Genomic DNA, 11,807 nt, shown 5'->3' with positions numbered 1-11,807 from the left:
GCGTTTTTTATTTTGATCTATCTTATGGAATCATTTTGTAGGTGATTTCAATCAATTTACTTAGTTATTCGGAGACAAATATTTAGATAGTGCTCTCCCTTCAATTAAACTTTATTGAGTAAGCCACTGCAGTTAAAAACATTATATTCCTTGATCACGAAGCTGGAATGCAGTGCGACCACATGTTCAATCTTGCCGATCTTGTTAAGCAGGATCTCACTATAGTTTTCCATATCACGTGCGACTACTTCGACAATAAAATCTGCCGATTGTCCTGTTACCAGAAAGGCATTAATCACTTCAGGAATACTTTCCAGCTCACCCAGAAATTTGGCAAAAGTGTCACTATCATGTTTGCTTAAGGAAACCTGCAAAAGTACATGCAGACTGAAACCAAGCTTTTGATAATTAATTTCCCGTTTTAGACCACTAATAATATTATGGTCAATCAACTGTTTAATACGGCGGTGAACCGAGCTGACCGAAAGATTCACCCGTTCAGAGAGTTCATTCAAATTGACATCTTCATGGGTCAAAATTTCAAGAATGTGCTTATCAAAACGATCTAATTCCATCTTTAATCTCTTGCCACTTTGTTAAAATACATCATTATTTTACGCATAATATTGATATTTTTTTCATAAATTACCAGATATTTGCAAAAAAATACCAGATGATGATCTAGAGGAAATTTAAGTCCTTTCGATAGCCATTTATCGCATAAAATATATTTTAGATAAACGCAAATATCTAATAAACCATTATTATTTATCATAAATTAATCTGTTTAAAGCTTTATTCAGGCAAATAATACTATTTTCAAAACGTGATTATTCATACTTAGATTTACACTTGTATAGAAATTGAATAAAAATTAATCGTTTTATTTACAACGCAAAATAATCAAAACAAGACAAAAACGCAAGGAACGGTTATGGCTTTCAGTATTTTTAGTTCAATTAAAAGTAAACTCAGCCCGGTGCTCACGACAGAGACGCAAAACAAGAGTTTACTTAGCGGTTTGTTAGGTGGCAGTCTTTCTGGCATTATTGGTTCTATCACGGGTTCTACTCCCGCTACTCCTTCCCTAGACTCCCTCTTAAATAGCTTACTTTCAGGTAAGAGTTTAAGTTCAAGCTCCCTGACTGATTTAATTACTCAATTTACCGGTTCGAATGCTACAAAACTCGATATTAACACTTTAATTAGCAAACTCACTCAAGCCAACGGCGGCAGTTTTGATCTGGGTTCGATCAGTAATCTGCTGGGTAGTTTAATGGGTAACAATACATCAAATTTAGATTTAAATGCCGTGATTAAATTAGTCAGTGGGTTAATTGGTGGTAGTTCAGGTAATTTAGATCTCAGTAAAATTGCTGACCTGGCTGGTAACCTTCTGCAAGGCGGTGACATTGATATCGCGCAAATTGCTCAGCTCGTCGGTGGCCTAATTGGTGGTTCTGGCGGTCTTGAAGGTGTTGATATTGGCGCAATTGCAGGACTAGTCGGCAATCTGATTGGCGGGAATGGCGATATTGATATCGCGCAGATCGCTCAACTCGTTGGCGGTCTAATTGGTGGTTCTGGCGGTCTTGAAGGTGTTGATATTGGCACAATTGCAGGCTTGGTTGGCGGTTTAATTGAAGGCAATGGCGACATTGATATCGCGCAGATCGCTCAACTCGTTGGTGGTCTAATTGGTGGCTCTGGTGGTCTTGGTGACTTCGATCTAGGTGCGATTACCGATATTATTTCTGGCTTCAGCAATAATGGCGGTAACTTCGACCTTTCACAATTGACCAATTTACTTGGTGGCCTCGTAAGTGCAAATGATAGCTCTGATCTGAGTGGCTTACTGGGTGGTTTAGGCGACCTAGGCAATGGTTTAGATTCAAATGCATTTGAAGGCTTACTTGATGGAAGTCTAGGCGACTTAGGTTCGAGCATTATTCCAGAATTAGGTGATCTTATTTCAGGTGGTAGCTCAGTTGATAACAATATCAGTATTACTGAAATTATTCCGACCATCAAAGAAACAATTTCCAATATCTCGAGCGGTAGTTCATTACCGAAGTTTGACTTTAGCTCACTTCTCAGTGGCTTTAATAAACAGAGTGATATTGATCTCACAAACCCTTGGGGCTAAGTATCCAATAAAAAAACGCGCTTTAAGCGCGTTTTTTATTTCACTATTTAACTTATACACCGCGCCAATCAATACGAGCATTACGTTCATGACGATAGATGTTTTTAATATATTGGCCTAAAGGCAATTCCGAGAGATAGGTCTGATAATCCCGATATTCATCTGACATTGATTCAAAACTCTCACGCTCCCACGGCGTACCGGAAATTGCCAACAAAGGTGCCAACATTGAACAGACTGCAATATCAGCCAGACTAAAACGCGATCCCGCAAAATAAGCTCCCTTATTCTCGATCAGTGTCTGGTTCAGCTGTTCAACTGTCTCTTTAATATATTCGCGGGACTGAGCAAGTGTATCTTCAGTAAGTGCATAACCTTTGCTGAGAAGAGTTTTAAGCAAAGGCTTGGAAAATTTTTCGAACTGACGCAGATACCCCTTTTCACCGATCAGGATCTCCATCGATTCATGATCATGGGATAAAGCCTGGGCCAGCATCCAGCGACGGATATGACGTCCCAGTTCCTGAGTCATTTCATCAATCTCCAGCACTTTTTGGCGTAAGCGTGCTTCTACTGGTAATAAACGATGCTCAGGATAATGTTCATCCAGATACAAGGCGATCTGGGTTGAATCTGCAATCCATTGTTCCTTGTCACGCAAAATTGGCAGACGGTTCTGTCCCGTTTTAAGACGGGCAAAGGCACGATGCGCACCTGGCATGAGGTTTTGTGCGACATAATCCAGTTCTTTATGATCAAGCATCCAACGTGCTTTTTCACAAAAATGTGATAAAGGAAACTGGTATAAGGTGCGCATAAAATCTCCATGTTGATTATTAAATTCGGTCGCATTAAAACCATCTATTTCAGTTGGATACTTTAGACACCCTTCATTGGAAATACAATGTGCTTTTAATTCAAAATTAAGATGTTACTTATTCAACTCCACAATGTTTATTTTTATACATTTTTTTGTCTTGTTTATATTTAAAGCAGATATGTCTTTTTAAAATCCATACTTATAGATTGAAAAACAAATTAAATCCTGTTGTTTTTTAACTATTTACTATATTCAAAATTGATAAAAACCTAGCAATTTTTGTCCTAAATAGGTTTTTTCATAAGCTTTGCGAAAGCAATTACTTAATCTCATAAAGCTTAGCCTGTAACGTTTTGATATCGATTTAGGATGTCATTATGTCTCGTTTAACTTTTGAAAAAGTTCATGTTATTGAAAATGATCACGATGCAATTAATGCTGCCTACCATGTTGCAGACTTTGCTCTGGAAGGCCGAAATCAGCGTGATCAGCAACGTGTACTCCCTCTTGCTGAAATTGACCTGTTCAGCCAAAGGGGTCTGGGCGGTATTCGTATTCCAAAACAGTACGGCGGTGCCTTCGTTTCCAATAAAACCCTGGCACATGTATTCCGTATTGTGAATAAAGCTGACTCGAGTGTCGGACAAATCCCTCAGAACCAGATCGCATTACTCAACATGATCCAGATCATGGGTACAGAACAACAAAAAAAGTTTCTTTATAGTGAAATTTTAAAGGGTAAACGTCTGGCCAATGGCGGTCCGGAACGTCATACCAAAGATACTAAAACTCTGGCGACCACGCTTACAATCGAAAATGGTCGCTATTTTGTCGATGGCGAAAAATTCTATTCAACTGGTAGCAGCTTCGCGCACTGGCTGGCAATTAAAGCGATTCATCCTGAAGGGCATGTGGTGCTCACTATTGTCGACCGGACTGCTGACGGTGTTGAAGTGATTGATAACTGGAATGGTTTTGGTCAACGCACCACCTCTAGCGGTACCCTTAAACTGCAACATGTCGAAGTCGATCCACTACTGATTTTTGATGAGCGTCTGTTAGGGAATCAACCAAGTTACCGTGGTGCCTATTCTCAACTGATGCAGGTGGCAATTGATGTCGGGATTGCTGAAGCGGCTTTTGCCGATACACTGACAGCCATACATAAGGCTCGTCCGGTTGTGGATGCACAAGTCGAAAAAGCCAGCTTTGAGCATTACACCCTGCAGGAAGTAGGCAAGTCATCTGTGTTATTAGATGCCGCGATTTTACTGCTGGATGAAGCTGCTGAATATCTGGATGAACTGGATCAACTGGAAGCAGTGACCGATGAGCAGGCAGCCAAAGCCTCAATTCTGGTGGCTGAAGCCAAGGTCTATGCCAATGATGCAGCCTTAAATATTTCGGAAAAATTACTGGAATTGGGCGGCAGCCGCTCTAGCCTGAGTCAGCACAATCTGGATCAGCATTGGCGCAATGCCCGGGTACATACCCTGCATGATGCCTCTCGCTGGAAATATTATTTCATTGCCGATTATTTGCTGAATGGTGTTCTGCCTCCACGCCGGGGGACGTTGTAATGACAAATATTATGAACAGCTCAAAAGCGAAGGAAATCCTGCTCAATGCCTTTGATATGAACTGCGTAGGTCATATCAATCATGGCCTGTGGACTCATCCACGGGATGAATCGCATCGCTTTAATGAATTGAGCTACTGGATCGATCTGGCAAAAATGTTAGAACAAGGATTGTTTGATGGTCTGTTTATTGCCGACATCACCGGGGTCTATGACGTCTACCAGAATGGCATTGATCTGACTCTAAGAGAATCGATTCAATTACCGAGTCATGATCCAAGCACCCTCGTGTCTGCCATGGCAGCCGTGACCGAGCATCTTGGTTTTGGCGTTACAGTCAATCTCAGCTATGAATCGCCTTATCAGTTCGCCCGTCGCTTCGCCAGTCTGGATCATCTGACCCATGGTCGTATCGGCTGGAATATTGTCACTGGTTATCTGGACAGTGCCCAGCGCCTGATCGGTGAAAATGGTCTGAAAGACCATGATCTACGCTATGAGCAGGCCGAAGAATTTTTACAGCTGTGCTACAAGTTCTGGGAAGGTTCCTGGGAAGATGATGCTGTCTTAAAAGATAAGCAGCAGCGTATCTTTACTGATCCAGCCAAGGTGCATCAAATCAATCACCAAGGCCACTTTTATCGCAGTCAGGGCGTATTCCAGGTTTCCCCTTCTGTTCAGCGTACGCCGGTACTATTCCAGGCTGGTGCATCACCGCGTGGTATGGCTTTCGCTACCCAGCATGCTGAAGGCATGTTTATTGGTGGTGAACATCCAGACAAGATCAAGAAACAGGTCGATCAGATTCGTCGTCAGGCCACTGAACAAGGCCGTGATCCTGAAGCAATCAAGATTTTTGTCGGCATTACCGTGGTCACTGCAGAAACAGATGAACTGGCTCAGCAAAAGCTGGATGAATACCGTGCTTATGCTAGTCCTGAAGCTGGTCTTGCACATTATTCCAGCTCGGTCGGGATTGACCTGTCCAAATTTGCTGATGATGAACCAATTCCTTACAAGAAGACCAATAGTATTGCGACGGTTAATGACAAATTCAAAGAGCTGCAGATCACACCTAATGACCTAAAAGCTCAACATGAGCTGGGTGGTCGTTATCCACTGATCGTAGGTAGTGGCGCAACGGTGGCAGAAAAGCTGATTCAGCTGATCGATGAAACCGGTATAGATGGCTTTAACCTGACTCGTACAGTGGCCCCTGAATCGCATCAGGATTTTATCCAATTAGTGATTCCTGAATTACAGCAGCGCGGACGCTATAAAACTGAATATGAACAAGGCAGTTTCAGACACAAGCTATTTCAGCAAGGAGACCGCTTACCTAGTGCGCATCCAGTGCAGCAATTCCGATGTCAAAGCTCCGCCTCAACAGCGAACACGAACCTAAAGCAAAAACAATCAGCATAAATTTATTTTGAGGTGCAACATGGCACAAACCGTTAAAACAAAATTCACCGTTATTGGGGTGATTATTGCCGCCGTCATTATCGGACTGGTGGTGTGGAGCCAGCAAAAGAAATCTGGTTCGGATGAACTGGTGATTGGGATCAGCCCATCTTTTGCTAAGCCGTTACAGGTCGCAGCAGAAGAAGCCAGACAGCAAGGTGTGAATGTCAAACTGGTCGAGTTTTCTGACTGGAATACACCGAATATCACCCTGAATCATGGCGATATTGATGCCAACTTCTTCCAGCATCAGCCATTTTTGGATAATGCCAAGAAAGAAACTGATTTTAAAATCAAGGCATTTGCCAAAGGTGCAGCGACTCACGTTGGCCTGTATTCCAAGAAAATTAACAGTCTAGATGAACTTAAAGACGGCGCAAAAGTTGTAGTACCAAATGATCCAGTCAATCAAGGTCGTGCGCTACTGTTATTGCAACAAGCCAAACTGGTAACTTTAAAAGATCCAAACAACCACTTATCCAGCCTGAAAGATATTGCAGCGAATCCTAAAAACCTTCAATTCGTTGAAGTCGAAGGCCCACAAACTGCACGAGCCATTGATGATGTTGATTTAGCATTTGGCTATCCACACTACCTACGTCTGGCAAAAACAGCTGATCCGGAAAAAGCACTGTTATTTGACTCTAATAAGGACAACCGTTATGCAATTCTGTTTGCAGTACGTGAGGACTATCAGGACAAGAATGACAAGCTGAAGAGATTTGTCGACATCTATCAGAATTCATCTCGCGTAAAGGAAGCTCTTGATGCTGACTTTGGTGCGAAGCTCTGGTTCCCAGGCTGGAAATAAGGAAAATACTATGGTGAGTTTTGGTTCTCAGGTAGCGTTTTCCGTCCCGCATATCAAAATCCGCAACCTGAATAAATATTATGAAGTTCAAGGCAAATCAGTTCATGCACTGAAAAACATTAACCTGGATATTCCTGAAAGCAAGATTTTCGGAATTATCGGTAAAAGTGGCGCGGGAAAATCCTCGCTGCTACGTACTTTGAATGGTCTGGAACAGATCAGCGAAGGTCATATCCATATTCATCAGCAGGATCTGGCTGGCTTAACCCATGCTGAACTGATCCAGTTACGTCAGCGAATTGGCATGATCTTCCAGCACTTCAACCTGATGTCTGCCAAAACCGTCTGGGAAAATGTGGCGCTACCTTTAAAAGTCGCGAATTACAAAAAATCCGACATCAATGCACGTGTCAATGAAGTACTGCAACTGGTGGGCTTAAGCGAAAAAGCGCAGAACTATCCTTCGCAGCTCTCTGGTGGACAAAAACAGCGTGTCGGTATTGCCCGCGCGCTAGTGCATCAACCGGAAATTTTACTCTGTGATGAAGCCACTTCTGCACTGGATCCAGAAAGTACCTCCGTGGTGCTATCTTTACTGAAAGAAATCAACCAGAAACTTGGCATTACCATTGTGCTGATTACGCATGAAATGCAGGTGATCCGTGAAATCTGCGATCAGGTGGTAGTGATCGATAAAGGTGAAATTGTCGAAGCGGGTGAAGTCTGGTCAGTATTCTCCAATCCTCAGCAGCAGATTACTCAGGAACTGCTGAATCTGGAACAGCTAGAACTGCCATTCGCAATTAGTCCGGAAGTCACTACTGATACCACGCATAGTATTGTCAAACTGCGCTATGCCTCCAGTGTTCAGCATTCACCAAATTTAAAGGTAATTTTTGAGCAGTTTAATCATCCGGTCCACCTCTATCAGAGCCATATCGACAGTATCCAGAATCATCTGGTCGGCAGCCTGATTGTCGCGGTGGCTGACCTGAATCTGGATACCAACCTGCTCCAGCAAAAACTCAAACAATACATTGCACAAATTGAGGTGATTGGCTATGCACGACCAACTCATTGATTTATTACTGACGGGAATCACCGATACCTTAATCATGGTGGGTGTCTCTGCCATCGTTGCTTTTCTGATTGGATTACCAATAGCAGTGGTTTTGGTCAGTACCTCGGAGCATGGCATTTATCCATCCAAACCAATTAATCAGGCTTTGGGCTGGATTGTGAATATCACCCGTTCTGTGCCTTTCCTGATTCTGATGGTCGCACTGATTCCAATTACCCGCTGGATTGTCGGCACCAGTTATGGGGTCTGGGCCGCAGTTGTGCCTTTAACCTTGGCAGCTACCCCTTTCTTTGCGCGGATTGCTGAAGTCAGTTTACGTGAAGTGGATCAGGGACTGATCGAAGCTGCACAAGCCATTGGCTGTAACCGCAAGCAGATTATCTGGCATGTGCTGTTACCTGAAGCACTTCCCGGTATTGTGGCTGGCTTTACCGTGACCTTGGTGACCATGATCAACTCATCAGCCATTGCTGGTGCGATTGGTGCCGGTGGTTTAGGTGATATTGCATATCGTTATGGTTATCAGCGTTTTGATATGCAGATCATGCTGGCCGTGATTGTAGTACTGGTTATTCTGGTAATGCTGATTCAGACCGCTGGTGACACCCTGTCCAATCAGCTCGACAAACGCAAAATTTAAAAACCTCTCTTTTCATAAGTTTTCAACAAAGCCCTCAGCCATGACCTGACTTTGTCATGGCTTTCATGTAAAATCACTGGCAATTTTTATATAACGCTTTGTGAGTTATTTCATGGGTTTTAATTGTGGTATTGTAGGCCTGCCTAACGTTGGTAAATCTACGCTTTTCAATGCATTAACCAAAGCTGCAATTGCTGCGGAAAACTTCCCATTCTGTACCATTGAACCAAACACCGGTATCGTGCCTGTGCCAGATCCACGCCTGGACAAACTTGCTGAAATCGTAAAACCACAACGCGTGATCCCGACAACTATGGAATTCGTGGACATCGCGGGCCTTGTCGCTGGAGCATCTAAAGGTGAAGGTCTGGGTAACCAGTTCCTGGCAAACATCCGTGAAACTGATGCAATTGCTCACGTGGTCCGTTGTTTCGAAGATGAAAACGTGATTCACGTCAACGGTAAAATTGATCCGCTTGATGACATCGCAACCATTAATACTGAGCTTGCTCTAGCCGATCTTGAAACTGTGACTAAAGCAGTGGCTCGTTTAGCGAAATCTGCAAAAGGTGGCGATAAAGAAGCGATCGCGACTAAAGCAGTTCTAGATAAAATTCTTCCTCTTTTAGATGAAGGCAAACCTGCTCGTGCTGCAACCTTAGATGATGACGAACGTAAACTGGTACGTGGTTTTGGTCTGTTAACGCTTAAACCAACCATGTATATCGCCAACGTGGCTGAAGACGGTTTTGAAAATAACCCGCATTTAGATGCTGTACGTGAACTGGCTGCTGCTGAAAATGCAATCGTGGTTCCACTTTGTAACCAGATCGAAGCAGAAATTTCATTACTTGAAGATGAAGACCGTGCTGAATTCCTGGAAGCTATGGGCATGGAAGAACCAGGTCTGAACGTGGTGATTCGTGCAGGTTATTCATTGCTTGGTCTACAAACTTACTTTACTGCTGGCGTACAGGAAGTTCGTGCCTGGACAGTAAAAGTGGGTGCGACTGCTCCTCAAGCTGCGGGTGTAATCCACACTGACTTCGAAAAAGGCTTTATCCGTGCTGAATGTATTGCTTACGATGACTTCGTACAGTACAACGGCGAAGCTGGCGCCAAAGAAGCAGGTAAATGGCGTCTGGAAGGTAAAACTTATATCGTTCAGGACGGCGATGTTCTGCACTTCCGCTTCAACGTATAAGTTGAAGATAAAAATGCCCCGATAATTCGGGGCATTTTTTATGTATTTTAAAAAGGATTAATCAGCTGCTATTTCCGCATATGAGGTGTCTTGTTCCATTAGCAAGCGTTGCTTACGTGCTTCAAGTAACATTTTTGCTTCTAGTTCCTTGCGAAAGCCGAACAGGAAAATTAATTCCGCAAGAACAAATAAAGGTCCGATCGCCAGGCCAATCAGATCATCCATAAATGCCGGTTTTTTCTTTTCGTAGAAATGACCTACAAACTGGAATGCCCATCCAATGGCAAAAATTCCAACGCTGGTACTCAGCCAGGTTCCAGTATCCCACTGTGCCACATTATAGGCATAAGGATAGACAAACATAAAAATGAAGGCCATGATCAATGCAAAAAATACATCAATAGTTAAATAATAAAGAATTGAAACAATGAGAAGTCCCAAGGCAAGAGTCACCTCAAAGCCGGACATCATCAGTGATACACGTGCAGTAAGACAAATAATAGAAAAAACAATTAATGGGACCCCAATAAAATGTGTCATGACATTCTTACGGTCTAAATGATAAGCTGCATACTGGCTTAATAGTCGTTCTACTCTGGTCATATTATTCTTCCTTGACTGGCCATAGAATTTGACTATAGCGCAACAATAAAAGACAAGTTGTCAGCTGGACGACAACTCATAAAACTTGGAGCAATAAAGCGAGTGGAAGAAAAATATCTTGTTGAATTAGAAAAAAATTCCTGGTTCTCAAAATTACCTTCTCATTTCCAGAACGTCCTGCTGAAACATGCAGTTACCTTATCCGTCGATAAAGACCAGGCCGTATTTTATTCAGGTGATGTGTTTGATGGAATTTATGCTGTATTAGAAGGTGCAATTGGTTTAGGTTCTATCAATATTGAGGGTAAAGAGGCAGTTTCTGCAATTGTAGAACCCATTGTCTGGTTTGGTGAAATCTCATTGGTGGATGAGCAGCCGCGTTCTCATCACGCCATCGCCTGCAAGAAATCCCTGCTCTTGCATATTCCCGCGCAATTTATTTATAAGCTGGTGGCTGAACAACCTGCATTCTGGTTTCACATCTCCCAGCTCATGAGCCAGAAATTACGTTATGTGTTTCTGGAATTATTTTCTATTCAGACCCAAACCATGCAACAACGCCTAGCGCAGCGTTTACTGTTTATTTTGCAAGGTTATGGCAATCACCTGGTCATTAAAAACCGTACCATTCAGTTGTCGCAGGAACAGTTGTCACAAATGCTGATGTGTTCCCGCCAGACTATTAATCAGGAACTGCAACAGCTGGAAAAAATAAATATCCTGAAAATTGCCTTTAGACAGATTGAAATTCTGGATGTGCAACGACTACATCAATTGACTGGCGTTCCACTTCACTGATTCCAAACCAAGAAAATCAAAAAGGCTGAGCATATGACTCAGCCTTAAGTTGACACAAACAAAATATCGATCAGCTGGCAACACCCACCTGTTTCGGATCAGTATTGCCCAGTTGTGGATGAGCAATTGCACTTTCACACTGTTTTTTGTCACGTTCATAATCGGCTTGCTTCTGTGCCAGACTATTCCCATTTTCAAGTGTGGTTCGTGCCCAGATTTCCAGACTGGTTAAAGCCTTACGACATAATGCATATTTTCCTTCAGTCACGGAATCAGTCATTTTCACATTAATGCGCCAATCCGTGCTCAACTTGCGCGCAGGCTGACGAACGCGTTTTTCAATTTGATCAATCTGCTTGTTGTAGACCAGCGGATCTACTTCATTCATAAATGTCCAAGCTTCATGGGCATAAGTGGTCGCATCATTGCTCAGTTTCGGGGCTGGCTTAATTTCCGGTGCTTGATTGCCTGAACCCTCATTTCCGCATGCCTGTAATAACAATGCTGTGCTGACTAAAGCAACACTCAGTATATAACGTGTCTTGAACATGAACATTATCAGGCTCGCCATCTTAAACAATTCGGCACTATGCTATTAAATTCACGTACAATACTCAATTACCATTTGACCCCTTGTTCAACTCTCCCTCCAAGGTGTGCT

At 42.8% G+C, this 11,807-nt stretch carries 12 protein-coding genes; 8 read left to right on the top strand and 4 right to left on the bottom strand.

From position 1 onward, the window contains the following. Positions 1 to 104: 104 nt before the first annotated feature. On the bottom strand, positions 105 to 575 hold the full coding sequence (locus tag B4033_RS07230; protein ID WP_004815486.1) for an Lrp/AsnC family transcriptional regulator: 471 nt from the start codon (positions 573 to 575) through the stop codon (positions 105 to 107). A gap of 359 nt (positions 576 to 934) precedes the next feature. Between B4033_RS07230 and B4033_RS07225 the strand changes: the two genes are divergently transcribed. Further along, positions 935 to 2,146 carry a hypothetical protein gene (locus B4033_RS07225; RefSeq protein ID WP_286832883.1) on the top strand — a complete coding sequence of 404 codons (1,212 nt, stop codon included), beginning with the start codon at positions 935 to 937 and terminating at the stop codon, positions 2,144 to 2,146. Between the two features lie 52 nt (positions 2,147 to 2,198). Here the strand turns inward: B4033_RS07225 and B4033_RS07220 are convergent, their stop codons facing one another. Further along, complete coding sequence (locus B4033_RS07220; protein ID WP_286832881.1) at positions 2,199 to 2,963, bottom strand: glutathione S-transferase family protein; 765 nt, start codon at positions 2,961 to 2,963, stop codon at positions 2,199 to 2,201. 380 nt (positions 2,964 to 3,343) lie between these two features. On the opposite strand from B4033_RS07220, the gene B4033_RS07215 reads away from it, so the two are divergent. The 6 genes from B4033_RS07215 to ychF all read left to right on the top strand — a co-directional run bounded on the left by B4033_RS07215 (position 3,344) and on the right by ychF (position 9,745). Further along, positions 3,344 to 4,546 (top strand): SfnB family sulfur acquisition oxidoreductase, encoded by a 1,203-nt coding sequence (locus B4033_RS07215; RefSeq protein WP_286832880.1) that lies wholly within the window; start codon positions 3,344 to 3,346, stop codon positions 4,544 to 4,546. An 11-nt stretch (positions 4,547 to 4,557) separates the two neighbouring features. Continuing rightward, on the top strand, positions 4,558 to 5,970 hold the full coding sequence (locus B4033_RS07210; protein ID WP_286832887.1) for an LLM class flavin-dependent oxidoreductase: 1,413 nt from the start codon (positions 4,558 to 4,560) through the stop codon (positions 5,968 to 5,970). 19 nt (positions 5,971 to 5,989) lie between these two features. After that, positions 5,990 to 6,820, top strand: coding sequence for a MetQ/NlpA family ABC transporter substrate-binding protein (locus B4033_RS07205; RefSeq protein WP_286832879.1), 831 nt, complete (start codon positions 5,990 to 5,992; stop codon positions 6,818 to 6,820). Positions 6,821 to 6,830: 10 nt separating this feature from the next. Further along, positions 6,831 to 7,901, top strand: coding sequence for a methionine ABC transporter ATP-binding protein (locus B4033_RS07200; protein ID WP_286832878.1), 1,071 nt, complete (start codon positions 6,831 to 6,833; stop codon positions 7,899 to 7,901). Continuing rightward, positions 7,882 to 8,541, top strand: coding sequence for a methionine ABC transporter permease (locus B4033_RS07195; protein ID WP_286832877.1), 660 nt, complete (start codon positions 7,882 to 7,884; stop codon positions 8,539 to 8,541). Before B4033_RS07200 ends, B4033_RS07195 begins: the two co-directional genes overlap by 20 nt. Before the next feature lie 112 nt (positions 8,542 to 8,653). Next, complete coding sequence (ychF, locus tag B4033_RS07190; protein ID WP_286832875.1) at positions 8,654 to 9,745, top strand: redox-regulated ATPase YchF; 1,092 nt, start codon at positions 8,654 to 8,656, stop codon at positions 9,743 to 9,745. 57 nt (positions 9,746 to 9,802) lie between these two features. Here ychF and B4033_RS07185 read toward each other — a convergent pair whose 3' ends face one another. Next, entirely contained in the window at positions 9,803 to 10,348 is a 546-nt protein-coding gene (locus B4033_RS07185) for a DUF962 domain-containing protein (protein ID WP_163165655.1), read from the bottom strand. A gap of 102 nt (positions 10,349 to 10,450) precedes the next feature. Between B4033_RS07185 and B4033_RS07180 the strand changes: the two genes are divergently transcribed. After that, entirely contained in the window at positions 10,451 to 11,146 is a 696-nt protein-coding gene (locus B4033_RS07180; RefSeq protein WP_286832874.1) for a Crp/Fnr family transcriptional regulator, read from the top strand. A gap of 70 nt (positions 11,147 to 11,216) precedes the next feature. On the opposite strand, the gene B4033_RS07175 is transcribed toward B4033_RS07180, so the two are convergent. Next, the gene (locus tag B4033_RS07175) at positions 11,217 to 11,702 is read right to left on the bottom strand and encodes a hypothetical protein (RefSeq protein ID WP_048881018.1); all 486 of its coding nucleotides are present in this window, start codon (positions 11,700 to 11,702) and stop codon (positions 11,217 to 11,219) included. Between the last annotated feature and the right edge of the window lie 105 nt (positions 11,703 to 11,807).

This window comes from Acinetobacter sp. UBA3132, assembly GCF_002364825.1.
GTDB classification, from domain to species: domain Bacteria; phylum Pseudomonadota; class Gammaproteobacteria; order Pseudomonadales; family Moraxellaceae; genus Acinetobacter; species Acinetobacter schindleri.
The sequence above is the reverse complement of the archived record's forward strand: the minus strand, read 5'-3'. Positions and strand labels throughout refer to the sequence as shown.